Origin of the sequence: Streptomyces exfoliatus (assembly GCF_000725545.1) — a bacterium.
Classification (GTDB): Bacteria; Actinomycetota; Actinomycetes; order Streptomycetales; family Streptomycetaceae; genus Streptomyces; species Streptomyces exfoliatus.
The window spans coordinates 56,124-79,967 of record NZ_JNZP01000008.1; the positions used below are offsets into that span (position 1 = coordinate 56,124).

Below are 23,844 nucleotides of genomic sequence, written 5' to 3' on the forward strand. Positions count from 1 at the left end.
CGAATCTAGCCAGCGAATGGCCCGTCGGCTTGGGCCAATCGGCAGCCACCGGGCTGGGCCACTCGGGCCGCTTCGCCGTCAGGCCTCCCGCGTCATCTCCACCAGCTTGACCACGGTGTTCCAGTTGCGGGCGGTGACCACCAGGCCCTTGACGACGGACGGCCGGGTGAGGACGTCGGCCAGCTTCGACCTGCCCAGGCCTTCGGGGACGTGGAGGTAGAGGACCCGGTCGCCGAGGGCGAAGTCCTCGGGGAGGTAGGCGGCGCGGTCGATCCCGGCGAAGCGCTCCGGGTCCGCGGGCCCGGAGAGGTAGAAGGCGTGGAGCTGTTTGCCCTCGAGCTCGGCGGCGGGGAAGGGGCAGGCGGCCGCCACGGCCGCGAGGTAGTCGCCGTCCCGGACGAGGCAGTCGACGCGGAAGCCGAAGCGGCTCTCGATCGCGTCCTCGATCTGGGTGGTGAGCGCGTCCTCGCCGGCGGTGGAGTCGGTGGTGAAGACGGCGTTCCCGCTCTGCAGATGCGTGCGCGCGTTCCGGTGCCCGAGTTCTTCGAGGACGGCCCGCAGCTCCGGCATGGGGACCTTGCGGTGCCCGCTGACGTTGATTCCGCGGAGCAGGAGCGCGTATGTCTGCGTCATGGCCTCACTCTAAGTGGGCCACCGCGCCTCGTGGGGGGCGGCACGGTGGCCGGTTCGAACACTGGCCGATGGAGGGGATCGGGGAGAAGACCCTTCACTCATCTGTGACTTATTCAACAAGGTTTCGTAATCGCGAATCCATCATTTGCGCTGATAGCGGGCGAGCACCCGGTTGCCGTCCTCCACCAGCCTTCTGCGCAGCTCCCCCACGTCGATGGCCCCGCTGTAGTACTCCTGGAAGGCCGGGGTCGCGACCTTGTCCTTCCACTCCGGATAGCCCCGTACCGACTGCGCGGGCGCGGGCCGCAGCCGCTGCGCCACCGCCGCGCCGGTCGCCCAGCCGTCCTCCGCGGTGTGCAGCGAGGGGTCGGCGAGGGCCTTCGTACCGGTGGGCAGCATCCAGTCGCCGCGGGCGAGCCGCACCATGTTCTCCGGCCGGAGGAAGAAGTCGAGGAATTCCGCCGCCTCCTTCTTGTACGGGCTGTCCTCGGCGATCGACAGGGTCTGCGGGGAGACGCCCTGGGCGAGCCCGGCGTCCCCGGCGGGGGCGGGCAGCACGGTCCACTCGAAGCCCTTCGGGGCCTGTTGGGCGATCTGCTGCCGGTAGGCGAAGCCGAGCGGGACCATGGCGTACTTGCCGGCGAAGAAGCCGGGCAGGGTGTCGGAGCCGCCGCTGCCGAGGGTGGTGCGCGGGGCGGTGCGGTCGGTGACGACCAGGTCGTGGATGGTGCCGGGGACGACGGCGTCGGACTCCGTGAAGCGGATGGTGACCCGTCCGTCGGCTTCGCGGTGGAAGAGCCGGCCGCCCGCGGAGAGCCCGAGGTTGAGGCTGACGGAGACCGGTTCCTTGAGGGGCCAGGCGACGGCGTACCCGCCGGGGCCCATGGTGCGGGTGAGGTCCTGGGCGATCTGCCGGAACTCGGGCCAGCTCCAGGGCTTCTCCGGCGTGGGGACGCGGACGCCGGAGGATTGCAGGATCTTCCGGTTGGCGATGATCACGCGCGGTTCCTGGAGGAACGGCACGCCGTAGACGCCCTTGTCGGGGCCGAAGGTGGTGGTCTCCCAACTGCGGGCGGGGATGTCGGCGCGCAGCCGCTCGGACAGCAGTGGGCGCAGGTCGGCGAGGTGGCCGCCGTAGGCGAAGTCGGCCAGGTCGTCGGAGGCGTCGTGGATGAGGTCGGGGGCCTCGCCGCCCTCGAAGGAGGTGAGGAGCTGGTCGTGGACGGAGTCCCAGCTGCCCTGGACGTAGTCGATCTGGACGCGGGGGTGGGTGGCGTTCCATTCGTCCACGAGCTGCCGGTTGGCGTCGACGGACTCCTTCTGCCAGGCGAGGGACTGGAAGCGGAGCCGTACGACTCCGTCGTCGGGGCCCTTGTCGCCGGCCGTGCATCCGGTGAGGAGCAGGGCGAGCGCGGCGGCGGCGGTGAGGATCCTCCTCATGACTTCACCGCCCCGGCCATCATCCCGCCGGTGATGCGTCGCTGGAGGAGGGCGAAGACGACGAGGGAGGGCAGCGTCGCGAGGAACGCCGCCGCGGCGAGCGGGCCGAGGTCGGCGACGCCCTCGGCTCCGAGGAAGTGGGTGAGGACGACCGGCAGGGTCTGCTTCTCCGGGGTCTTGAGCAGGACGAGCGCGAAGAAGAACTCGTTCCACGCGGTGACGAAGGCGAAGAGGGCGGTGGCGACGATGCCGGGGGCGAGCAGCGGTGCGGTGACGGAGACGAGGGTGCGCAGCCGCCCCGCGCCGTCGACGGCGGCGGCCTCTTCGAGCTCGGCGGGGACGGCCCTGACGTATCCCATGAGCATCCAGAGGGCGAAGGGCAGCGACCAGACCACGTAGACCAGGACGAGGCCGAGGACGCTGTTGACGAGGTGGAGGTTCTTGAGGATCAGGAAGAGCGGGATGATCACCAGGACGAAGGGGAAGGCCTGGCTGATCACGACCCAGCCGGTGGCGGCCGAGGCGAGCCTGCCCCGGTGGCGGGCCGTGACGTAGGCGAGCGGGGTGGCGACGGCGACCGCGATGAGGGCGGCGGAGACGGCGGCGATCAGGCTGTTCACGGCGGCCCTGAGCAGGGGCTGTTCGTCGAAGGCCTGCCGGAAGTTGCCGAGCGTGGGGTCCTCGGGGATCCAGGTGGGGTGGAGCGAGGCCAGCTCGGGCGCGGGCTTGAAGGCGGTGGAGACGAGCCAGAGGAAGGGGAAGGCGAGGAAGACCAGGTACGCGAGGAGGGCGAGGTACTGGCCGACCCGCGCGGGTCCGCTCGTCCGGAGGGCGCTCACCGGTCCTGGTCCCCTTTCAGCCGGCGTACGAGGGAGAGGGCGATGAGCACCGAGACGGCGGCGATCATCACGCAGCCCATCGCGGCGGCGTAGCCGAACTGTCCGTAGCGGAAGGCCTCTTCGTAGGCGAAGAGCATGGGGAGCCGGGTGCGGCCGCCGGGTCCGCCGCTGGTGAGCACGTAGACCAGGGCGAAGGAGTTGAAGTTCCAGATGAGGTTGAGGGCGGTGATGGCGAGGGCGACCGGTCGGAGTGCGGGCCAGGTGACGGTGCGGAAGCGGCGCCAGGCTCCGGCGCCGTCGAGAGCGGCGGCCTCGTGGAGTTCGCGCGGGGTGTTCTGGAGGCCGGCGAGCAGGGCGACGGTGGTCTGCGGCATGCCGGCCCAGACGCCGACGACGATGACGGCGGGGAGTGCGGTGGCGAGCCCGGACAGCCAGTCGTGGCCCTCACCGAGGCCGAGGTTCCGGAGGGTCTCGTTGAGGATGCCGGCGTCGGGGTTGTAGACCAGCCGCCACATGATGCCGACGACGACCTCGGGCATCGCCCAGGGGACGATCGCGAGAGCGCGTGCCAGCCAGCGGAAGCGGAGCTTCTGGTTGAGCAGGAGGGCCAGGCCGAGGGCGAGGAGGAACTGCGGGACGGTCACCCCGACGGCCCAGACCACCCCGATGCGGAACGAGTCCCAGAAGAGGGTGTCGTGCAGCAGGTCCTGGAAGTTGAGCGTGCCCGTCCACCGGGTGGCCTGGGTGCGGCCCGACTGGGCGTCGGTGAAGGCGAGCGCGATGCCGTAGAGCAGCGGGCCGACGCTGAGCACCAGGATGGGCAGGAGCGCGGGGAGCACCAGGAACCACGCGCCGAAGTCGGGGCCCCGGGGTCGTGCCGGGCGGACGGTGCGCGGTGTCCGCGCCCCGTCCGGCCGCTTCGTCGCGGTCGCCGAGCTCATCGATCCGACCCCCGTCCGCTGCCTCCGCCGCCGTGGGAACCCCGTCATGGTCCTGACGGGTCGTCGGGCCGTCAAGGCGGCCTGCGCGGTGAGCTGCGTGGATGCGAGACTTTGGCTCAAACGCACAGGTGAGGGAGAGGTCGATGGACGAGGCGCGGGCGCGGGAGATCCTGGCGGCGGCGGGGCTGCCGGTCGGGGAGGCGCGACTGCTCGCCCTCGGGGAGAACGCCGTCTTCGCCGTGGGCGGTCTCGCGGTGAAGGTGGGCAGGGACGCGGAGCTGTTCGGGCGGGCCGAGCGGGAACTGGCCCTCGCCGGCTGGCTCGCCGAGGCCGGGGTCCCGGCGGTGCGGGCCGCCGAGGGGAAGCCGCGTCTGGTCGAGGGGCATCCGGTGACCCTCTGGCACCGGCTGCCCGAGGCGGTGCGGCCCACGGAGCCCCGTGATCTCGCCCCGCTGCTGCGGGCCGTGCACGCCCTGCCGGAGCCGGTGGGGTTCACACTGCCCCGCCGTGAGCTGCTCGGCGGGGTGGAGCGGTGGCTGCGGCTCGCGGGGGACGCGATCGACCCGGCGGACGCGGCCTTCCTGCGGGAGAGGCGCGACTCCTTCGCCCCGGCGGCCGCCGCCCTGACCCCGCATCTGCCGCCGGGCCCGATCCACGGTGACGCCCTCCCGCGGAACGTCCACGTCGGTCCTGAGGGGCCGGTCCTGGTGGACCTGGAGACCTTCTCCTCGGACCTGCGTGAGCACGATCTGGTGGTGCTCGCGCTCTCGCGTGACCGGTACGGCCTCGATCCGGCCGCGTACGAGGCGTTCACGGAGGCGTACGGCTGGGACGTCCGGGAGTGGGAGGGGTGTGCGGTGCTGCGGGGGGCGCGGGAGACGGCGAGCTGTGCGTGGGTGGCGCAGCACGCACCGGCGAACCCGAAGGCACTGGCCGAATTCGAGCGGCGGGTGTCCTCGCTGCGGGACGGCGATCCCGAGGTGCGCTGGTACCCGTTCTGACATCTTGACTGCTCCCCCTTCTGAAGGAGGGGGATTCCTGACTCACTTCGCCTGCGGACCGGCAGGTCTACAAGATCAACGCGACGGCGTCGCGCAGGGGCCAAACCGGGTCGACGACCGCCTCCGTGTCGCCCTTGCGGCGCAGGAAAGCCTGGAAGTTCTCGGCCCAGGCGCGGTACCAGACGATCTGCCGCTCGTGGAGTTCGGCCGGGTGCATCGCGGCGACCTCGGGGTGCCGCTCGGCTATCGCGACGGCGACCCGGACGGCGGCGAGCGCGTCGGCGGCGGCCTGGTGGGCGGCTTCGAGGACCACCCCGTACTCGCCGCAGACCGCTTCCAGGGTCCGCTTGCCGCGCCGGTAGCGGTCGACCGCCCGGTCGATGGTGTACGGGTCGACGACGGGTCCGATGCCGGTGCCGCCGAGCCGCTCGCTCAGCGAGGGCAGTCCGTGGCGGCGCAGCTCGGCGGAGAGGAGCGTCAGGTCGAAGGAGGCGTTGTACGCCACGACCGGCACGCCCTGCTTCCAGTACCCGGTCAGGGTCTCCGCGATCTCGTCGGCGACCTCCCGGACCGGGCGGCCCTCGGCGGCGGCCCGCTCGCTGCTGATGCCGTGGATGGCGGAGGCCTGTTCGGGGATGCGGATGCCGGGGTCGGCGAGCCAGTCGCGCTGCCGGACGACCCGTCCCTCGTGGACGGCGACGATCGAGGCCGTCACGATCCGGGCCTCCAGCGGATCGGTGCCGGTGGTCTCCAGGTCGAAGCCGACCAGTGTCTCCCCATGCCAAGCCATCGGGTCCTCCTTACGTGATCTCCCCCGTGGTGCTGACCACCCTCGCACGGGCCACTGACATCGGGTTCAGGAGACGGGTCGGGAGTCGAGCCAGACGGATTCGAACTCCTCCCGGTATGTCTGGAAAAGTCCGTGATCGCCGTCATGGCTGCCCTGACCGTGCCGCACCACGTTCCGCCCGCCGCCGCGCAGCACGAGGACGGGGGCCTCCATGCCCCGGGCCCGGCGCAGGTAGGACTGGACGACGCCGACCCCGTCCGGTCCGTCACCGTCCACCAGGTAGGCGGTGAAGCGGGGGGTCTCGTCGAAGACGTGGATCTGGAAGGCGCCCGGGTCGCGGAGCTTGGAGCGGACCCGGCGCATGTGCAGGATGTTCATCTCGACGGAGCGGCTCAGCTCGCCCTTCCGGAGGCCGAGTTCCCGCTCGCGGCGCTTGACCGCGCTGCTCGCCGGGTTGAGGAACAGGAGCCGGGTCCTGCAGCCGGACTCGGCGAGCCGGACCATGCGCCGGCCGGAGAAGTTCTGCACGAGCAGATTGAGACCTATGCCGGTGGCGTCGAGGCGGCGCGCGCCGCCGAAGAGGTCCTCGGCGGGCAGCTGTCGCTGGAGCCGCACCCGGTCGGGATGGACGGAGACCACGTCCGCGTACCGGTCGCCGACGAGGTCCTCGACCGCGTCCACGGGCAGCCGGTCGGCGGACGGCACCCCGGCGCCGCTGCCGAGGATCTCCAGGATGCGGGCGGAGGCCCGCTCGGACTGGGCGAGCACGGTCAGCGAGAGGGCCCGGTTGCGGGAGACCACGTTCCGCGTGACCTCCAGTTCGTCGAGGGCGAGCTCGACCTCGCGCCGGTCGTCGAAGTAGGGCTCGAAGCAGGGCCAGTGCTGGACCATCAGCTCCCGTAGCTGCGGGAGGGTGAGGAAACTCAGCACGTTGTCGTCGGCCGGGTCGAGGAGGTAGCCCTTGCGGCGCGACACCTCGCGCACGGCGACGGCTCGCTGCACCCACTCCTGGCCCGCCGGGCCGGCCGCGGCCACCACCCACTCCTCGCCGTGCACCGGTTCGTACACGGGCCGCAGGACGGCGGCGACCACGGCGCGGAGCCGCTGTTCGACGAGGTTCAGCCAGATGTAGGCCCGCCCGGCGCGCTGGGCGCGGGTGCGGACCTCGCTCCAGGCCTCGGCACCCCAGTCGAGCTCGGCCCCGATCTCCACAGGGCGGGCGACGGTGACCGTGCCCGGCGGCACGGCGCCCGGCGGGGCGACCGCGCCGGGCGGCGCCTCGGCGGAGTCCGCCGGGCCCCCCTCACGGCCCGCATCCCCTGGGGGCAGCTCCAGACCTCCCGAGCTCACCCGCGCACCGCCTTCTGCTCCTGGACGCCCGTGTCGACCGGTCCGACAACGATCAAGGAAGGGTACTCCGCGAGCGGGAGGCGGTGCAGCAGGATCGTCAGGCTGCTTGCTCAACTGCCCAGATCGGGCTGCCCGTTCTGGGAGGCGAGATCGGGCGGAGTGAGCGGATTCATAGCGGTTACGTCCCTGGGCGCGAGCTGGAAGCCCTGCCAGTGGACCGGCATGGGCTGCTGGTCCTCGTCCCGGGCGATGTGGTGGAACCCGATGTTGACCCACACCGAAGGCTTGGTCAGGGTCTCGCCGTTGACCCACTTGTCCACGCTGTCACCGGCGTTGGGGGCGCAGTCGCCGATGTTGTTGCTGGCGAACTTCTCGCAGGCGCGGGCCTGGGTGAAGTACACGTCGTGCTTGGTGAAGCCGCGCCCGGCGTGGGTGTCGGTGTGGCCGGGGGCGATCTCGTACGAGCGGGCGTGGCCGTCGGCGTTCTTGCCGGTGCCGCTGACCACCCGCCACCAGCGCATGTTCTTCGCGTCTCCGGCGAGTTCCTTGGTGACGACGGTGCGCTTGGTCTTCACGGTCGGTCCGCCGCCGTTGGCGGGCGGCGCGGTGACGGTGGAGTCGAACTGCTCGATCCGGTCCTTGGTGGAGCCGTCGAGGCCGAAGTCGAGCTTCCAGAAGACGTTGTGGGCGTGGCTGGTGGCGTAGGCGCGGGCGCCCTTGCCGATGGGCCAGCCGCGGCCGTCGGTGGCGTTGTAGTCGACGGGCGAGAGGCTGCCGGTGGCTCCGACGTTGGCGCCTATGGTGCCGTCGGCGGAGAACCGCCACTCGGTGATGTACTCGTACCAGCCGACCTTGTTGACGGTGTAGACGAGCAGGTCCTTGCCCTGGGCCTGCCAGACCTTGGTGCCGTTGTCGCTGGCCATGCGGTACGCGTGGCCACGCGCCCGGGTGGTGGTGCAGAGGCCCTTGATCTGGCCGACCTCGGGCACCTTGACGGTGGTGACGGTGCCGCCGGGGCACTCGGCGGGCTTGAGGTTCTGCAGGCCCCAGCCGAAGCCCGCGCCGGTGAGGTCGTCGTACTCCGCGGCGCCGTCGTCGTAGGGGACGTGGATCTGGGCGAGCCGGGCGCTGGCGAGGACCTTGATGGGGGCCGCGGCGCCGCGCGGCTGGAAGGTGACCTTGTCGAGCGTGAGCCCGGCGTCGGTGTCGTAGCGCCAGCACATGCGCCAGGTCGTGCCGCCGTCGAGCTTCTGCGTGATGCGGTGCGCGGGGGAACAGTCCGGCGGCGCCTGGACCACCGGTCGTGTCGGGGTCGGCGGGCGGGGCACGGAGGGGGCGGCGGTGGCCCCGGTCGCGGGGCCGGCGGCGGCCGTGGCGGTGCCGAGGAGGGCGGCCGCGGTCAGGACGGCGCCCCGCCTGCGGGCACGCCGGTGCAGCTGGATGGGCATGTGTACGTACTCCCTCGTACGGAGTGTGGCAGGAGAGGACCGGTGGCGGCGGTGGTCAGCCGACGCGGGTGACGGTCCTCGCGGAGAGGTCGACGATCAGGTTCCGGGTGTCGATCCAGGCCCCGTTGAGGACCTTGGTGACGAGCCGGACGCAGCGGTGCTCGCCGCAGCGGGTGAGCTGTCCGGGCACGTTCTTCTCGCGGTAGGTGCGGTAGACGTCGCCGTTGAACCACAGCTGCGCGGTGGAGGTGAGCTCGTTGCCGGTGGCGTCCTGGTAGTCCTCCTTGACGCCCTTGCCGAGCGGGCTCGCGAGGATGAGCTCCAGGGCCTCGCGCAGCTCCTCGGGGTGGGCGGAGGGCTGGACCCCGCGCTGCGAGCCCGACTTCTCGACCTTCCCGGTGTCGAGGTTGACGGTCCGGATGATCAGCTCGTCCCGCGCGTAGTCGTAGAGGCGGACCTCCGCACGGCGTGTCGGATCGCCTTCCACCGGGTCCGCGAGGTCGGTGCCCAGGTGCTGCGGCCCCCGGCCGCCCTCGACGTCCTGCTGGGCGGTGGCGGCGGGCGGGGTCAGCGCCAGCGTCCCGGCCCGTGCGAGCTCGTCGTCGGTGAGCGGGTCGCTGCCCACTCCCTTCTCCCCCTCGGCCGCCGCGGGGACCACGGTCGCCGGTGGCGGTGCGGCGCCGGTGGCCGCGGCTCCGGCCTCCCCCTGGCCGGTCGCGCCGGCCGACGTGCCCCCCGCCGACGTACCGGCGGCCCCCGCGGCTCCGGCCGCCCCCGTGGTTCCGGCGGTTCCGGCCGGTCCGGCGGCCCCGTTCGCTCCCGCGGGGCCCGGCAGGCTGATCGCGACGGCGACGGCGGTCCCCGTCACCGCCATGGCCGCTCCGGCCACCACCTTCCCCAGGTGGCGACGCGCTATTTCGTACACACTTCCCCCTCTTTCCCCCTCTTGGTCTGCGGTCACCCGGTAGGACGGGGCGAAGTCCTAGGAGGTTGCCCCTCTTTCGGGCAGGATCTGGCCGAAGAACACCACCAAAACCCGGACAGAAGAGGAAGAGTCGTATCCATGCAGGTCTGGCCGGGACAGGCGTACCCCCTGGGCGCCACCTATGACGGAGCGGGAACCAACTTCGCGGTCTTCTCGGAGGCCGCCCACAGGATCGAGCTGTGTCTGCTCCATGACGACGGCTCGGAGACGGCGGTGGAGCTGCGCGAGACCGACGCCTTCGTGCGGCACGCCTACCTGCCGGGCGTGATGCCCGGCCAGCGGTACGGGTTCCGGGTGCACGGCCCGTACGCGCCGGAGCGCGGGCTGCGCTGCAACGCGGCGAAGCTGCTGCTGGACCCGTACGCGCGCGCGGTGTCGGGGCAGGTCCAGTGGGGCGAGGCGGTGTACGGCTATCCCTTCGGGCGGCCGGACGCGCGCAACGACCTCGACTCGGGCCCGCACACCATGACCTCGGTCGTGGTGAACCCGTACTTCGACTGGGGCGACGACCGGCGTCCGCGCACCGAGTACCACCACACGGTGATCTACGAGGCCCACGTGAAGGGCCTGACGATGCTCCATCCGGACCTTCCGGAGGAGCTGCGCGGGACGTACGCGGGGCTCGCGCACCCGTCGGTGATCGGGCACCTGAAGGAACTGGGCGTGACCGCGCTCGAACTGATGCCCGTGCACCAGTTCGTGAACGACCACCGGCTCGTGGACGCCGGGCTCACCAACTACTGGGGCTACAACACGATCGGCTTCTTCGCCCCGCACAACGCCTACGCGTCCTGGGGCGACCGGGGTCAGCAGGTCCTGGAGTTCAAGTCGGCGGTCCGCGCCCTGCACCAGGCGGGCATCGAGGTCATCCTCGACGTGGTCTACAACCACACCGCCGAGGGCAACCACATGGGCCCGACGCTGTCCTTCCGAGGCCTGGACAACCCCTCGTACTACCGGCTCGACGACGACCCCCGCTACTACTACGACACCACCGGCACCGGCAACTCGCTGCTGATGAGGTCCCCGCACGTGCTCCAGATGATCATGGACAGTCTGCGGTACTGGGTGACCGAGATGCACGTGGACGGCTTCCGCTTCGACCTGGCGGCCACCCTGGCCCGCCAGTTCCACGAGGTGGACCGGCTGTCCTCGTTCTTCGACCTGGTGCAGCAGGACCCGGTGGTGAGCCAGGTCAAGCTGATCGCCGAGCCGTGGGACGTCGGCGAGGGCGGCTACCAGGTGGGCAACTTCCCGCCGCTGTGGACGGAGTGGAACGGCAAGTACCGCGACTGCGTGCGCGACCTGTGGCGGGGCGAGCCGCGCACCCTGGCCGAGTTCGCCTCCCGGCTGACCGGCTCCTCCGACCTCTACCAGGACGACGGGCGCCGGCCGCTCGCCTCGGTCAACTTCGTGACCTGCCACGACGGCTTCACCCTGCGGGACCTCGTCTCGTACAACGACAAGCACAACGAGGCCAACGGCGAGGGCAACCGGGATGGCGAGAGCCACAACCGGTCCTGGAACTGCGGCGCCGAGGGCGAGACCGAGGACGTGGGGATCGCCGAGCTGCGCGCCCGCCAGACGCGCAACTTCCTCGCCACCCTGATGCTGTCGCAGGGCGTGCCGATGCTCAGCCACGGCGACGAGTTCGGGCGGACGCAGGGCGGCAACAACAACGCCTACTGCCAGGACAACGAGGTGTCCTGGGTGCGCTGGCCGAAGCCGGACAGCGAGGCGGAGACCACACTGCTCCGGTTCACCCGGGCGATGGTGCGGCTGCGCCGCGACCATCCGGTCTTCCGGCGCCGCCGGTTCTTCCACGGGCGGCCCGTGGAGGGCACCCACGACGAGCTGACGGACATCGCGTGGTTCACGCCCGAGGGCGAGGAGATGAAGGCCCGCGACTGGCAGGCGGCGCACGCCCAGGCGCTCACCGTCTTCCTCAACGGCAACGCCATCTCGGAGCCGGGCACCCAGGGCGAGCGGATCGCCGACGACTCCTTCCTGCTGATGTTCAACGCCTCGGCGAAGGAGCTGGAGTTCTCGGTGCCGGACAGCCACGGGGCCTGCTGGCGCACGGTGGTGGACACCTCCGACCCGGAGGGCATGCCGCCGCAGGAGGGCCCGCAGCTGGCGGGCGGGGAGCGGCTGACCCTCGCGCCGCTCAGCCTGACCGTGTTGCGCCGGCCAGCCTGAGCTCCCGTACGGGAGTGCTCACCCGTACCGACCAGGACAGCGGCGCGCAGGCCACGGCCGCCCCCACCGCCACCGCGAAGGCGGCGGGGGCGCCGTGCTGTTCGGCGAGGCACCCTGAGACGGCCTGGCCGTCGGGCCGCGTATGGCGTACGCCGATCCGGGCAGGCGCGTCCGTTCGGCGGCACCCGATCGGGTGGACCTGGAGGGTTCCGGAGGGCGGTGACGGCGCCGGCGACGCGACGCACCCGAACGGGTGCAGGGGCGATGACACAGAAGCCCTCCGGCCGGGTACGTACGTTCGCATGACCTCCTCCTTCGTCGCCCCCACCGCCACCTACCGCCTCCAGCTCCAGCCGGAGTTCCCGTTCGCCGCCGCCGAGCGGGCCGTGCCCCACCTCGCCGGCCTCGGGGTCTCGCACCTCCACCTCTCCCCGGTCCTGGAGGCGGTCCCCGGCTCGAACCACGGGTACGACGTCACCGACCACCGTTCCGTACGGGCCGAACTCGGCGGCGAGGACGGGCTGCGGGCCCTCGCGGCGACCGCGCGGGCGCACGGGCTCGGGCTCGTCGTCGACCTGGTGCCCAACCACATGGCGGCCTCCCCCCGGCACAACCACGCGCTGCGCGCCGTCCTCCGCGACGGCCCGGACTCGCCGTACGCCCGCTGGTTCGACATCGACTGGCGGGCGGGGGACGGCCGTCTGCTGCTTCCGGTGCTGCCCGCGCGGCTCCCCGAGGTGCGGGACCGGCTGCGGGTCTCCGGCGGGGCGCTGCACCTGGACGGGCAGGAGTTCCCGTTGCGCCCCGGCACGGAGGGGCTGCCGCTCGACGAGCTGCTCGACGCCCAGTGGTACCGGCTCGGCTGGTGGCGTCTCGCCAGGACCGAGCTCGGCTACCGCCGGTTCTTCACCGTCTCGGAGCTGATCGGGGTGCGGGTGGAGGACCCGGAGGTGTTCGCGGCGAGCCACGCGAAGATCGTCGAGCTGGTACGGGACGGGGTGATCGAGGGGCTGCGCATCGACCACCCGGACGGCCTCGCCGACCCGCAGGGCTACCTGGAGGACCTGGCGGAGGCGACCGGCGGGCGCTGCTGGACGGTGGTGGAGAAGATCCTCACGGGTCCCGAGGCGCTGCCGGCCGCCTGGCCGGTCGCCGGCACCACGGGGTACGACGCCCTGCGGCACCTCGACGGGGTGTTCACGGACCCCGAAGGCGCCGCCGAACTGGCCGACGCGTATCGCGAGTTCGTCGGCAAGGCGGCGGACAGGGGCGGGCACTGGGAGGCGACCGAGCGGCGGGCCGCGTACGAGGTGGTCGGCCACGACCTGGCGGCCGAGACGGCCGCGCTCACCCGGATCGCGGAGCGGATCTGCGCCGCGGACCCTGCGCTGCGGGACCACGCCCCCTGGGCGCTGCGCACCGCGATCCGTGAACTCCTTGTCCGGGTCCCGGTGTACCGCCCCTACCGGACCGGTGGCGAGGAGGTGCTGACCCCGGAGGCCGCGCGGGGCGCGAAGGCCGCGTTCGCGGTGCCGGAGGAGGCCGCGGCGGTCGACGTCGTACGGGACCTGGCGCTGGGCGCGCTCGGCGACGGGCCCGAACACCGGGCGTTCCGCGCCCGGTTCGCTCAGACCTCCTCCGCCCTGCGGGCCAAGTCGGTGGAGGACAGGGCCTTCTACCGGTACACGCCGCTGCTCTCGGCGAACGAGGTGGGCGGCGACGCGGGCCGCCCGGCCCTGCCGGTGGAGGAGTTCCACGCGTACTGCCTGCGGATCGCCCGGGACTGGCCGGGCACCGGCACCGTGCTGTCCACGCACGACACCAAGCGCAGCGCCGACGTCCGGGCGGCGATCGCGGTGCTCTCGCAGTGCCCGGAGGTGTGGGCGGAGCTGCTCGGGGAGGTGGCCGGGGTGCCGGCGCCCGACGCGCACGTGGCGTGGACGGCCTGGCAGACCGCCTTCGGCTTCGGGGCCCCGGACGCGGACCGGCTGACCCCCGCGATCCTCAAGTCGGTACGGGAGGCGGGTCTGCGGACCAGCTGGACCGAACCCGATGCCGAGTACGAGCGCGCGGTGGCCGAGTTCGCGGCGGCCGGTCCCGGCCGCATCCCGCTGCGGGCGGCGTCGGAGGCGGCCTTCGCCCTGGAGCCGCACATCCGGGCGCACGCGCTCGGGGTGCTCCTGGCGCAGCTGACGATGCCGGGGGTGCCGGAGCTGTACCAGAACACGGAGCGGGAGTACCGGGCCCTCGTCGACCCGGACAACCGGGCTCCGTTCGCGGTCGGGGCGGACGACGACCGTACGGCTCTGGTGCGCGCGGCCCTCCGGCTGCGCCGCGAGCGCCCGGAGGCCTTCGGTGCCGGGGGCACGTACACGCCGCTGAGGGCCGAGGGTCCGGCCGCCGCCCACTGCCTGGCCTTCGCCCGCTCGGGCGAGGTGGTGACGGCGGTGACCCGGCTGCCGCTGCGGCTCGCGCGGGCCGGTGGCTGGCAGGACACGGAGCTGGTCCTGCCGGACGGCAGGTGGGAGGATCTCCTTGACGGGGTGAGGGAGTTCACGGGAGGGCCCGCCTCCGAGACGAAGGCGGCGGAGCTCTTCGCGGAGCGGCCGGTGGCCCTGCTCGCCCGGATCCACGGGTGAGGCACGCGCTGCCGCACCGTGCCGCCGGACGGGCGGTCGAACGGGGAGAGGTCAGGGCGATGAGCTCACTGTGGGTGTTGTTCGGGGTCCTCTGGGGTCTCGTCGGGCTGCTGGTCCTGGTGCACGCGCGGCGCAGTCGCGGGCACAGCAGGACCGAGGGGGCCGAGGGGCTGCTCATCGAGCAGCGGGCCAGGGAGCAGGCCGCCGAGGACCGGGTGACCTATCACCCCCTGGCCGTGCACGACGCCCCGATCAGCTACAAGGACATCCACAACCGTCACCGTCCCTGAGGCCCCGCGTTCCGCTGGGCCTTCGGGCGGTCAGAAGCGGGAGGCGCGGGAGACCTCGCACTTGGTGTACTCGGAGCCGTCGCCGGTGCCGATGTACGGGGTGGTGATCTCGGCGCTCTGGGAGGCGCCCGCCGTGACCGCGATACCGGCCTTGAAGGCGGTCCTCGGGATGACGTCGCCGCCCGCGGCACCCGTGAACTTCATGGTGACGTTGTAGTCGTAGTCCATCGTGCTGTCGTTCTTCACGGTGACCCGGGCGACGAGGTTCTTGGTGGCCGGGTCGTACTTGCACTCGTCGATGGTCACGTCGCGGGCCGCCTTGTCGGCGCTGCTGGAGCCGCCGGGCAGGGAGCCGCCGGACGTGCCGCCGGAGGTGCTGTCGCTGTCGTTGTGGTTGCTGCCGCTGGAGCTGCCGGAGCTGCCGCTGCTGTTGTTGTCGCAGCCGCCTCCGCCGGAGCCGCGGGCACCGGTGAGGGCGACGACCGCGACGGCGGCGACGGCGATTCCGCGGACATGACGCATCTTCATGTTTCAATCCCCGTTGAAAGTGGTACTAAAAAGGGCTCCTTGACGAGCGCACGTCACCCTAGCAGCGGTCGGGGACAGCTCGCCGACACCCCCGATCAGCCCGCCGGACGGACGATCAGACTGCGCGGCGCCCGGGTGATCAGTCCCGCCCAAGTGGGCCGGAAGCCGTCGGCGAGCCGCAGCCGGGGCATGGCCGCGAAGAGGGCGCGCAGGGCGTACTCGGCTTCGAGTCCGGCGAGGACGACGGCCGGGCAGAAGCCGGAGCCGTACGTGAGCTGACCCGGGTCGTCGCGCAGCGGGTCGAAGCGGTCGGGCTCCCGGAAGCGCTCCGGGTCCCGGCCCGCCGCACCGACGAGAAGGGCGACTGACGCGCCCGCCGGGATCACGCCACCGCTGACCGGGACCTCGGCACTGGTTCGCCGCACGGCGATCTGGACCGGCGGATCCCGGCGCAACGACTCGGTCCAGGCCCGGCCCACCAGCCCGGCGGGGGCGTCACGGAGGGCGGCGACCTGATCGGGATCGGCCAGGACGTTGCCGAGGAAGGACGCGAGCGCCTTCTCCCGTACGGCGATCTGCCCGCCGCACTCCCCGCCGAGCGCCCCGGCCGCCCGGCCGCGTACGAGCCGCATCATGTCGCGGTACGGCACACCGACGGCGGCGGCGACGGTTCCGGCGGGCAGCCAGTGGCAGAAGTCGGCGACCAGGTCGACCTGGGGCCGCTCGGCGAGCCGGCGGGCCAGGACGTACGCGGTGCGTTCGGCGAACGACCGCAGGGCCTCGACGTCGACGTCGACATGGGCCCGCTCGCACGGCGGGTCGCCGGGCCGGTGCCCGTGGGTGAAGCGGCTGTCGGTGAGGGCGGTGGCCACGTCCGCGTACCGGGAGAGCACCCAGGCCCGCAGCAGCGGGTCGTAGGTGAGCGGGAACTCCTCGCGCAGGGTGCGGTGGATGCCGTGCGGATCGCGCGAGGCCCCCGGATCGAGCGGGCTCGGCGCGACGGTCCTGGAGCCCGGCCGGAAGGCTCCCGCCGACCCCTCGGGCCCCGTGGCCGTCGGATCGGCCACGGTCCGCACGCTGCCCGGCACCGGAACGGGACCGACCCGCCGGGGGGCCGCGGGGGCCATGGCCGGCAGTCGCGTCCAGGGGTCGCCGCCCTCGGGCGGCTCCGACCGGTCGCTCCCTATGCCGTGCTTCGGCTCGTCGCTCATGGCGCCCCCTGTCGATCGGCGGTGGGTGCCGCGGCCGGAGATCGTGGCGCGCGTCCCCACAGCCCATCACCGCGCGCGCCGCACCGCCCGCCCCATACCGCCGAACGGGTGAACGCACTCGCGCGCGGGCCCTGCCGCCCCGGGGGCCCTCGGTCCCTGGGGGCCTTGGGGGCCTGGGGGGCCTGGGGGGCCTTGGGGGCCTGGGGGGCCTGGGGGCCTGTGGTCCTGGGGGCCTTGCGGGTCCGCCTCAGCCGTGCGACAGCCGGAACGTCATCTGGCCGAAGCCGACGACGTCCCCGGGGCGCACGACCACCGCGCCCGTGACCCGCCGCCCGTTGACCGTCGTGCCGTTCGTCGAACCGAGGTCGCGCAGCACCCACATCCCGCTCTGCAGCGAGAGTTCGGCGTGCAGCCGGGACGCCGTCTCGTGGCTGAGCCGCAGTCCGTTCACCGGGTCGCGCCCTATCCGCAGCGGGTACGGACCGGGCAGCGGAAGCAGCAGCTTCGGCAGCCGCTCCGCGTGCCACGCGCGCCCCAGCTTCGCCGTGAACGCGGACATCCGCTCGACCGCGCCCACCACCCGCCGGGTCCAGGTGCCCTCGGTCCTCAGGTCGGCGGTGAGCAGGTCGAGTTCGTCCGGCCGCCGCGCCTGGAGCGCGCGCTCCATCCGGAAGAGGAACGTGTCGTGCGAGAGGCGGCCCTGAGCGGCGCCCTCACGGAGCAGCCCCAGCGCGCGGTCCCGCTCGGCGTCGGTCAGCCGAGGTGAGTTCGCCGGAAGCTCGAAAGGGGTCGTCACACCCGTGATTGTCGGCCCGTCGGGCCCGAAGTGTCCAGAAGGGCCCCCGCCGACGGCGTCCAGGGCCCGTCTCTGCGGGCCGGGTAACTCCGTACCGGCTCCACAAGATCGCTGCTACGGTCTGCGGTCTCCACGCCCGAGACCCCCAGGGGGAAACACCACGTGACCGCGTCTGCCTCGACCACGCACGGCCTCGCCATACGTCCGCTCGCCGGGCCGGAGGAACTCGACCTGTTCCTCGGCCTCACCTACTCGCTCGACCACGAACTCGCCGACGACCTCGCCACCGGCCGCCGGGTCCCGGAGTGGATGTGGGTGGCGCTCGACGGCGACCGGCTCGTCGGCCGGATCGCCTGGTGGACGAACAAGGCCGGCGGCGACCCGCAGGCCCTCGACTTCTTCGACCTCTCCCCCGAGCTGCCGGCCGCCGCGCGCGAGGAGATCGGTCTGCGGCTCCTGGAGACCGCGACGGCCGCCGTCATCCCGGCCGGGACGCAGCGCCCCGAGTTCGGGCGGTTCATGCCGGCGGACTGGCGCGAACTGCCGGAGACCCGCTCCCACCTGGAGTCCGTCTTCTCCGTCCTGGAGCGCGCGGGGGCGCGTCCGCTGGTCGAGCGGCTCCGTCTGGAATGGCGGCCCGGCACCCCCGTACCGGAGCCGAAGGGCCGTCTGGAGTTCCGTCCCGTGCGGGACCGGGAGGACCTCGTCACCCTGATGACGCCGGTGATGGAGGGCACCCTCGACGCGCACGGCCAGGCCGAGCTGGCCTCCGGGCTCACCGCGCGGGAGGCTGCGGAGCAGCACTTCGACGAGGAGTTCGCCCACTACTCCTCCCCGCGCGAGTGGTGGCAGGTGGCCCAGCTTCCGGAGAGCGGCGAGCCGGTCGGCTTCGTCGTCCCCGCGCGCAACAACTACCACCACACGATCGCGTACATCGGTGTGCTGCCCGCCCACCGGGGGCACGGATACATCGACGACATCCTGGCGGAGGGGACGCGGATCCTGGCCGCCGTCGACGTGCCCCGCATTCGGGCCGCGACGGACCTGGGGAACGTGCCGATGGCGGCGTCCTTCGCCCGTACGGGCTACGACACGTTCGAGCGCGCGATCAACTACGTGTGGGACGCGCCGGGCGCGTCGGGGTCCTGACTGCCAGGATGGTCGCGGTGGTCACGCGTTGATCCACCGAGTGTCCGCCGAGTGGCTGGTCCGTCGACGAGGGGATTCCCGTGCTCTTCGAGGTGTGGGCGCCGAGCGCCCGTGACCGGGTGATGCTGTCGCTGAACGGCATCGACCACCCCCTGGAAAGGGACGCCGAACGGGACGGCTGGTGGACCGGTGTCGTACCCGCCGAGGACGGCGACCGCTACGGCTTCGCCCTCGACCACCGGCCCGTGCTGCCCGACCCGCGCTCGCGTCGGCTGCCCGACGGGCCCGACGGCCTGAGCGCGGTCGTCGACCACTCGGCGTACACCTGGCGCCACGAGTCGCCGCGCCTGCGGCTGCGCGGGGCCGTCCTGTACGAGCTGCACATCGGCACCTTCACCCCGGAGGGGACGCTCGACGCGGCGGCGGCGCGCCTCGGGGAGCTCGCGGGCCTCGGCATCACCCATGTGGAGCTGATGCCGCTGTGCCCGTTCCCCGGGGTGCGGGGCTGGGGATACGACGGTGTGGCGCCGTGGGCGGTGCACGAGCCGTACGGCGGCCCCGAGGCGCTGAAGCGGTTCGTGGACACGGCCCACGGGCTCGGCATGGGCGTGGTCCTCGACGTGGTCCACAACCACCTGGGCCCGTCCGGCAACCATCTGCCTTCCTACGGACCGTACTTCACGGACACCCACCACACGCCGTGGGGCGCGGCGGTGAACCTGGACGCGCCGGGCTCGGACGAGGTCCGGGCGTACTTCCAGGGCAGCGCGCTCGCCTGGCTGCGCGACTACCGGATCGACGGGCTGCGGCTCGACGCCGTGCACGCGCTGGCCGACACCCGGGCGCTGACCTTCCTGGAGGAGCTGTCGGCGGCCGTCGACGAGCTGGCGAAGGAGCAGGGCCGTACGCACTTCCTGATCGCCGAGTCCGATGCCGCCGACCCGCGCACGACCACCCCGCGCAGCCTCGGCGGCCTCGGTGTCCACGCCCAGTGGAACGACGACTTCCACCACGCCCTGCACACCGCCCTGACCGGTGAGTCCCAGGGCTACTACGGCGACTTCGCGCGGGCCCCGATGGCGGCGCTCGCCAAGACGCTCACCCGCGTCTTCTTCCACGACGGGACGTACTCCAGCTTCCGGGGCCGGCACCACGGGCGCCAGGTGGACCGCGAGCGCACCCCCGCCCACCGCTTCCTCGGCTACGCCCAGACCCACGACCAGATCGGCAACAGGGCCCTCGGCGACCGTCTTTCGGCCTCCCTCTCCCCCGGACTGCTCGCCTGTGCGGCGACCCTGGTCCTCACCGGGCCTTCGGTGCCGATGCTCTTCATGGGCGAGGAGTGGGGGGCGGGCACGCCCTGGCAGTACTTCACCGACCACACCGATCCCGAGCTCGCGGAGGCCGTACGGCGGGGCAGGCGGAAGGAGTTCGCGGCGCACGGCTGGTCCGAGAACGACGTCCCCGACCCCCAGGAGGCCGCCACCCGCGACCGTTCGGTCCTCGACCGCGCGGAGCGCGAACGGGACCCGCACAGGCGGCTGCTCGCGTGGCACCGCGAGCTGATCGCGCTGCGCCGCACCCTGCCGGATCTGACGGACCCGGACCTCGCGGGCGTGAAGGCGGCCTTCGACGAGGAGGCCCGCTGGCTGGTCTTCCGGCGCGGGGTCCTGCGGGTGGCCGTCAACCTGGGCAAGGAGCCGGCGGTGATCCCGCTCGGCACCAACGGCCGCGACCGGGTCCTGGCGGCCTGGGAGCCGGTCGAGACCCCGGCGGCGGACGGGGCCCTGCGGCTCCCCGGCGAGTCGGCGGTCGTCCTCACGGACGGCTGAGGCTCCCTCTCCGGTGTCTACTCGACGATCGCCATCTCGTGCGGGGTGTTGTTGAAGCGGCGCCCGCCGCCGTCCTCGGTCGCCGTGACGATGTCCTCGATGCGGACGCCGAAGCGGCCCGGGAGGTAGACGCCCGGCTCGATCGAGAAGCACATGCCGGGGACGATCGGCAGCTCCTCGCCCTCGATCATGTACGGCGGCTCGTGCGTGGTCACACCGATGCCGTGTCCGGTGCGGTGGATGAAGTACGCGCCGTAGCCGGCGTCCGTGATGACCTTGCGGGCCGCCCGGTCGACGTCCTGGCAGGCCACCCCGGGGCGCACCGCCTCGAAGCCGGCCTGCTGGGCCTCCCGTACGAGGTCGTGGATCCGCCGCTCCTCGTCGGTGGGTTCGCCGACGTGGACGGTACGGGTGGTGTCGGAGCCGTAGCCGTGCTTGAGGCCGCCGAAGTCGAGGACGACCATGTCCCCGCGTTCGATGACCCGGTCGCCGGCCTCGTGGTGCGGGTTGGCGCCGTTGGGGCCGGAGCCGACGACCGTGAAGTCGACCTGGGAGTGGCCGAAGCGCATGAGGAGGGCGGCGAGGTCGGCGGCGACGTCGGTCTCCTTGCGGCCCGCGAACGGGACCTTCAGGATCTCGCCGTACGCCCGGTCGGCGGCGGCCCCGGCGGCGGCGATCCTGGCCAGCTCGTGGGCGTCCTTGACGCCCCGGAGCATCGGCAGGGCCTCGGTGAGGGAGACGTACGAGGTGCCGGGCAGGGCCCGCTGGAGGCCGAGCAGGTGCATGGCCCAGGCGTTGTCGCTGACGCCGAACCGTCCGTCGACGTCGAGCAGGGGCGCGGTGACGGCGTACGGGTCCTTGCCGTCGGTCCAGTCGCGCAGGGTGAGCGCGGCGGCCCCCGCGGCCTTCTCCGCGTCGGGGGCCTCCAGGGTGGGGACGACGAGGACGGGTTCCTGTCCCGCGGCGAGGACGAGGACGGTGAGGCGCTCGGTGATCGCGGTGGGCCGGTAGCCGGTGAGGTAGACGAGGTCGGGTCCGGGGGCGACGATGACGCCCGCGAGCCCGGCGTCGGCGGCGGACTCGGCGGCGCGGGCCATCCGGGCCCGGTAGTCGTCCGCGGTGAAGGGAACGACCTCTTCGGGGGCTTCCGTGCTCGGCATGGGGGACTCCTTCTCGGCTTCCTCGACGTACAGCATCCTGCCGGGCGGCGCCTCCACCCGCGACCGGTCGGCGGCGGTCAGCGGCGGTCGGGGCCCTGGGCGATGAGCCGTTCCAGAAGCTCCTGGAAGTCGTCGCCGACGACGATCCGCAGCTCCCCCCGCTCCCCGTCGTGCTCGCTGAGCTGGGTGAGCCTGCCGCCCTGCCACCAGAAGACGTACGGGCTGATGGCGCCCGGCACGTCCTCGTACCCGGAGGCGGCGAACGAGGCCATCGCGCCGAGGGCCGGGATGATCGAGGTGTCCCTGATGGGGTGGAAGGCGAGCTGGTGCCGGAAGGGAAGCGCGACCAGGGCGCCGTGCTCGCCGATCGGCCGGCCGGTGACCCGCTGGACCACGCCGTCCAGGTCGAGGACCCGGCTCGCGGTGTAGAAGGAGTCGCCGAGGATGATCTCGAAGCACATGCCGTCGGCGTCCCGGACGGTCTCGTGCTCCTCGACGGGCAGCCCGCGCAGGTTGCGCAGGGCCCGGTCGCGCAGCTGGGCGTGGTCCCCGAGCCGTTCGAGGGCCTCGTCGGTGAGCATCATGACGCTCTCGGGCAGGTCGAGGGCGAGGATCTCGTAGAGGCCGGGAGCGACGGTCCTGGCGTAGCCGAAGGCGGCGGCGTCGATGCCGTCGCCGCTGACGACCCGGGGGTAGAGCTGGGAGCGGATCTGCTCGGGCGGCAGGGTGTCGAGGGCGGAGGGGCCGTCCATGGCGCGGACCACGAGATCGATGTGCCGGTGGATCACGCCGGGCCAGACCCGGGGGCCGCGGGGGTCCTGGTGGCAGACGGCGGCGAGGTTGCCGAGGCCGAAGCGGCGTCCCTTGTCGTCGATGACGTGGTCGGCGTAGACGGTGACCTCAAGGCCGAGTTCGGCGAAGGTGGCGCGGACCCGGCCGCGGAAGAGCGCGGCCTCGCGTTCGGAGAAGTACGCGAACTCGGGGTCCCTCGGTGCGTCGTCGCCGTCCCGCCTGGGTCCTCGTCGCAGCCACCCCACGCCCGCCCGCCTTCCGTCGCCGTTGCGCCCAGCGTAGCGACTGCGCGTGTCAGCCCCGGAGCCGACGGGTGAACTCGGCGACCGGGCAGTTCGGTTCGGCGGGCGCGCCGGGCGGCAGGAGGAGTTCGGTGCGGTGGACGAGCCGGGGTGCCACCAGGGGGACGGCGACGGCGCCGGGCACGGATGCCGCGAGGGGCGAGGGCAGCAGGGTCAGGCCGTGGCCCGCGGCGGCCAGGGCGAGGAGGGTGCGGGTGTCGGTGCCCTCGTAGCGCAGGGCGGTACGGAAGCCCCCGCCCGCGGGCCCGCCGTGCACGGCCCGCAGCCGGTCGAGCGGGACGCCCGCGGCGGGCGCGTCCAGCCAGCGGGCGTCGGCGAGGTCGTCGAGGCGGAGCCCGGACCGTCCGGCGAGCGGATGGCCCGAGGACAGGAGGACGGCGAGCGGCTCCTCGGCGACGCCGGTCGAGGCGAGCGGGGCGACGTCGGGCGGCGGGAGCGGGTCGCTGGGGGCGGCGATGCCGTCGACGAGGCCGGCGTCGGCCTCTCCGGTGGCGACGGCGACGGGCACCCGATCCGGGGGCAGACCGCGCAGGGTGACGCCGGTGGCGGGGAGCGCCGCGAGGGTGCGGGCGTGCAGGGCGAGCGGGGAGGCGGCGACGCGCAGGGTGGCGCGGGGAGCGGCGGCGAACCGGTCGAGGTCGGCGCGGGCCGCGTCGAGACGCAGGAGGAGCGGCCCGGCGTGTTCGAGGAGCCGCTCCCCGGCCGGGGTGGGGGCGACGGGCCGCCGGGTGAGCAGCGGGAGGCCGAGGTCGGTCTCCAGGGCGGCGATGTGCTGGGAGACGGCGGACTGGGTGTAGCCGAGGGCGCGCGCGGCCTCGGAGAAGGAGGCGAGGCGGGCGACGGTGACGTACGTCCTGAGGAGGTGCGGGTCCATGGAGTCGTCGGCTCAGGACCCGTCGGGGGCGGTGAGGAGGGCGCGGGCGTAGTGGGCGAGGGAGCGGTTGTAGCGGGGCAGCAGGGGGGCGAGGGCGCCGAGGGCGAGGGCGGCGGCCTCGCGGTCGCGCCCGGTGTCGGCGAGGGCGAGGGCGAGGAAGGCGTCGACGGCTGTGCCGAGGGCCTGTTCGTCGGCGTCGAGCCGGTCGGCGGGCATGTCCCGCTCGGCGGTGAGGAGTTCGACGGCGCGGTCGGGCCGCCCGAGGTTGCGCAGGCTGCTGGCGAGCTGGATCACGGCCCGGCGGCGGCGCAGCCCGGTGAGGCCCTGGTCGAGGGCGCGTCGGTAGAGCCGGACGGCCTCCTCCGGCTGTCCTGTGGAGTCGTGGGCGGCGCCCTGTTCGAAGAGGGCGGCGGGGTCGTCGGCGGGCCGCTCGGCGGCGAGTTCGGCGACGCGGGCGCGGAAGTCGGCGGGTTCGTGGGTGTCGATCCGCTCCCAGAGGGCGGTGACGCGGCGCTCCCAGTCGTGGTCGTGGTCCTGGTCGTGGTCACGGTCGTTCGTCATGCGGTTCAGCGTATCCGTCGGCGCATAAGCGTTCGTGATGGAGCGTGCAGGAATCATCGTTGGACGTGAACGGGGAGCGCCGCG

The 23,844-nt window shown here is 73.1% G+C and carries 21 protein-coding genes; 6 read left to right on the forward strand and 15 right to left on the reverse strand.

What is annotated here, in order from left to right; genetic code table 11:
• Positions 1-78: 78 nt before the first annotated feature.
• The 4 genes from IO20_RS0111260 to IO20_RS0111275 form a co-directional block, all read right to left on the reverse strand.
• On the reverse strand, positions 79-633 hold the full coding sequence (locus IO20_RS0111260) for a DUF1697 domain-containing protein (RefSeq protein ID WP_030549524.1): 555 nt from the start codon (positions 631-633) through the stop codon (positions 79-81).
• A 141-nt stretch (positions 634-774) separates the two neighbouring features.
• On the reverse strand, positions 775-2,073 hold the full coding sequence (locus IO20_RS0111265; protein WP_030549523.1) for an ABC transporter substrate-binding protein: 1,299 nt from the start codon (positions 2,071-2,073) through the stop codon (positions 775-777).
• Complete coding sequence (locus tag IO20_RS0111270; RefSeq protein WP_030549522.1) at positions 2,070-2,912, reverse strand: carbohydrate ABC transporter permease; 843 nt, start codon at positions 2,910-2,912, stop codon at positions 2,070-2,072. Before IO20_RS0111270 ends, IO20_RS0111265 begins: the two co-directional genes overlap by 4 nt.
• Positions 2,909-3,853 (reverse strand): carbohydrate ABC transporter permease, encoded by a 945-nt coding sequence (locus tag IO20_RS0111275; protein ID WP_030549521.1) that lies wholly within the window; start codon positions 3,851-3,853, stop codon positions 2,909-2,911. The genes IO20_RS0111270 and IO20_RS0111275 overlap by 4 nt, the downstream gene beginning before the upstream one ends.
• A gap of 143 nt (positions 3,854-3,996) precedes the next feature.
• Between IO20_RS0111275 and IO20_RS0111280 the strand changes: the two genes are divergently transcribed.
• Positions 3,997-4,854, forward strand: coding sequence for a phosphotransferase enzyme family protein (locus IO20_RS0111280; protein WP_030549520.1), 858 nt, complete (start codon positions 3,997-3,999; stop codon positions 4,852-4,854).
• A gap of 67 nt (positions 4,855-4,921) precedes the next feature.
• Here IO20_RS0111280 and IO20_RS0111285 read toward each other — a convergent pair whose 3' ends face one another.
• From IO20_RS0111285 to IO20_RS0111300, 4 genes are all read right to left on the reverse strand, one after another.
• A complete protein-coding gene (locus IO20_RS0111285; RefSeq protein WP_030549519.1) occupies positions 4,922-5,644 on the reverse strand; it encodes a 3'-5' exonuclease in 723 nt (240 codons plus the stop codon).
• Positions 5,645-5,710: 66 nt separating this feature from the next.
• Positions 5,711-6,994: a DUF5919 domain-containing protein gene (locus tag IO20_RS0111290; protein ID WP_030549517.1), complete on the reverse strand. Its 1,284-nt coding sequence runs from the start codon at positions 6,992-6,994 to the stop codon at positions 5,711-5,713.
• Between the two features lie 110 nt (positions 6,995-7,104).
• Positions 7,105-8,442 (reverse strand): copper amine oxidase, encoded by a 1,338-nt coding sequence (locus IO20_RS0111295; protein WP_030549516.1) that lies wholly within the window; start codon positions 8,440-8,442, stop codon positions 7,105-7,107.
• A gap of 55 nt (positions 8,443-8,497) precedes the next feature.
• A complete protein-coding gene (locus tag IO20_RS0111300; protein WP_030549515.1) occupies positions 8,498-9,367 on the reverse strand; it encodes a hypothetical protein in 870 nt (289 codons plus the stop codon).
• A gap of 138 nt (positions 9,368-9,505) precedes the next feature.
• Between IO20_RS0111300 and glgX the strand changes: the two genes are divergently transcribed.
• The 3 genes from glgX (at position 9,506) to IO20_RS0111315 (ending at position 14,555) form a co-directional block, all read left to right on the forward strand.
• On the forward strand, positions 9,506-11,626 hold the full coding sequence (gene glgX / locus IO20_RS0111305) for a glycogen debranching protein GlgX (protein WP_030549514.1): 2,121 nt from the start codon (positions 9,506-9,508) through the stop codon (positions 11,624-11,626).
• Positions 11,627-11,928: 302 nt separating this feature from the next.
• Positions 11,929-14,265 carry a malto-oligosyltrehalose synthase gene (gene treY / locus IO20_RS0111310; RefSeq protein WP_030549513.1) on the forward strand — a complete coding sequence of 779 codons (2,337 nt, stop codon included), beginning with the start codon at positions 11,929-11,931 and terminating at the stop codon, positions 14,263-14,265.
• Positions 14,266-14,324: 59 nt separating this feature from the next.
• The gene (locus tag IO20_RS0111315; protein WP_030549511.1) at positions 14,325-14,555 is read left to right on the forward strand and encodes a hypothetical protein; all 231 of its coding nucleotides are present in this window, start codon (positions 14,325-14,327) and stop codon (positions 14,553-14,555) included.
• A 30-nt stretch (positions 14,556-14,585) separates the two neighbouring features.
• On the opposite strand, the gene IO20_RS0111320 is transcribed toward IO20_RS0111315, so the two are convergent.
• The 3 genes from IO20_RS0111320 to IO20_RS0111330 all read right to left on the reverse strand — a co-directional run bounded on the left by IO20_RS0111320 (position 14,586) and on the right by IO20_RS0111330 (position 17,090).
• Positions 14,586-15,083, reverse strand: coding sequence for a hypothetical protein (locus IO20_RS0111320; protein ID WP_030549510.1), 498 nt, complete (start codon positions 15,081-15,083; stop codon positions 14,586-14,588).
• 95 nt (positions 15,084-15,178) lie between these two features.
• Positions 15,179-16,294, reverse strand: coding sequence for a cytochrome P450 (locus tag IO20_RS0111325; RefSeq protein ID WP_030549508.1), 1,116 nt, complete (start codon positions 16,292-16,294; stop codon positions 15,179-15,181).
• Positions 16,295-16,541: 247 nt separating this feature from the next.
• Positions 16,542-17,090, reverse strand: coding sequence for an FHA domain-containing protein (locus tag IO20_RS0111330; protein WP_030549507.1), 549 nt, complete (start codon positions 17,088-17,090; stop codon positions 16,542-16,544).
• 162 nt (positions 17,091-17,252) lie between these two features.
• On the opposite strand from IO20_RS0111330, the gene IO20_RS0111335 reads away from it, so the two are divergent.
• Positions 17,253-18,239, forward strand: coding sequence for a GNAT family N-acetyltransferase (locus IO20_RS0111335; RefSeq protein ID WP_030549506.1), 987 nt, complete (start codon positions 17,253-17,255; stop codon positions 18,237-18,239).
• Positions 18,240-18,319: 80 nt separating this feature from the next.
• Positions 18,320-20,071 carry a malto-oligosyltrehalose trehalohydrolase gene (gene treZ, locus IO20_RS0111340; protein WP_030549505.1) on the forward strand — a complete coding sequence of 584 codons (1,752 nt, stop codon included), beginning with the start codon at positions 18,320-18,322 and terminating at the stop codon, positions 20,069-20,071.
• A 17-nt stretch (positions 20,072-20,088) separates the two neighbouring features.
• Here the strand turns inward: treZ and IO20_RS0111345 are convergent, their stop codons facing one another.
• The 4 genes from IO20_RS0111345 to IO20_RS0111360 all read right to left on the reverse strand — a co-directional run bounded on the left by IO20_RS0111345 (position 20,089) and on the right by IO20_RS0111360 (position 23,760).
• Positions 20,089-21,231 carry an aminopeptidase P family protein gene (locus IO20_RS0111345; protein ID WP_030549504.1) on the reverse strand — a complete coding sequence of 381 codons (1,143 nt, stop codon included), beginning with the start codon at positions 21,229-21,231 and terminating at the stop codon, positions 20,089-20,091.
• A 77-nt stretch (positions 21,232-21,308) separates the two neighbouring features.
• On the reverse strand, positions 21,309-22,268 hold the full coding sequence (locus IO20_RS0111350; RefSeq protein WP_030549503.1) for a DUF1444 domain-containing protein: 960 nt from the start codon (positions 22,266-22,268) through the stop codon (positions 21,309-21,311).
• Positions 22,269-22,317: 49 nt separating this feature from the next.
• A complete protein-coding gene (locus IO20_RS0111355) occupies positions 22,318-23,199 on the reverse strand; it encodes a LysR family transcriptional regulator (RefSeq protein WP_031127129.1) in 882 nt (293 codons plus the stop codon).
• A gap of 12 nt (positions 23,200-23,211) precedes the next feature.
• On the reverse strand, positions 23,212-23,760 hold the full coding sequence (locus tag IO20_RS0111360; protein ID WP_030549501.1) for a tetratricopeptide repeat protein: 549 nt from the start codon (positions 23,758-23,760) through the stop codon (positions 23,212-23,214).
• Positions 23,761-23,844: the final 84 nt, after the last annotated feature.

Excerpts from the sequence above, each read along its gene's own strand:
- IO20_RS0111260 (WP_030549524.1), bottom strand. The coding sequence starts at position 633 with ATGACGCAGACATACGCGCTCCTGCTCCGCGGAATCAACGTCAGCGGG.
- IO20_RS0111265 (WP_030549523.1), bottom strand. The coding sequence starts at position 2,073 with ATGAGGAGGATCCTCACCGCCGCCGCCGCGCTCGCCCTGCTCCTCACC.
- IO20_RS0111275 (WP_030549521.1), bottom strand. The coding sequence starts at position 3,853 with ATGAGCTCGGCGACCGCGACGAAGCGGCCGGACGGGGCGCGGACACCG.
- IO20_RS0111280 (WP_030549520.1), top strand. The coding sequence starts at position 3,997 with ATGGACGAGGCGCGGGCGCGGGAGATCCTGGCGGCGGCGGGGCTGCCG.
- IO20_RS0111285 (WP_030549519.1), bottom strand. The coding sequence starts at position 5,644 with ATGGCTTGGCATGGGGAGACACTGGTCGGCTTCGACCTGGAGACCACC.
- IO20_RS0111295 (WP_030549516.1), bottom strand. The coding sequence starts at position 8,442 with ATGCCCATCCAGCTGCACCGGCGTGCCCGCAGGCGGGGCGCCGTCCTG.
- glgX (WP_030549514.1), top strand. The coding sequence starts at position 9,506 with ATGCAGGTCTGGCCGGGACAGGCGTACCCCCTGGGCGCCACCTATGAC.
- treY (WP_030549513.1), top strand. The coding sequence starts at position 11,929 with ATGACCTCCTCCTTCGTCGCCCCCACCGCCACCTACCGCCTCCAGCTC.
- IO20_RS0111315 (WP_030549511.1), top strand. The coding sequence starts at position 14,325 with ATGAGCTCACTGTGGGTGTTGTTCGGGGTCCTCTGGGGTCTCGTCGGG.
- IO20_RS0111320 (WP_030549510.1), bottom strand. The coding sequence starts at position 15,083 with ATGAAGATGCGTCATGTCCGCGGAATCGCCGTCGCCGCCGTCGCGGTC.
- IO20_RS0111325 (WP_030549508.1), bottom strand. The coding sequence starts at position 16,294 with ATGAGCGACGAGCCGAAGCACGGCATAGGGAGCGACCGGTCGGAGCCG.
- IO20_RS0111345 (WP_030549504.1), bottom strand. The coding sequence starts at position 21,231 with ATGCCGAGCACGGAAGCCCCCGAAGAGGTCGTTCCCTTCACCGCGGAC.
- IO20_RS0111355 (WP_031127129.1), bottom strand. The coding sequence starts at position 23,199 with ATGGACCCGCACCTCCTCAGGACGTACGTCACCGTCGCCCGCCTCGCC.
- IO20_RS0111360 (WP_030549501.1), bottom strand. The coding sequence starts at position 23,760 with ATGACGAACGACCGTGACCACGACCAGGACCACGACCACGACTGGGAG.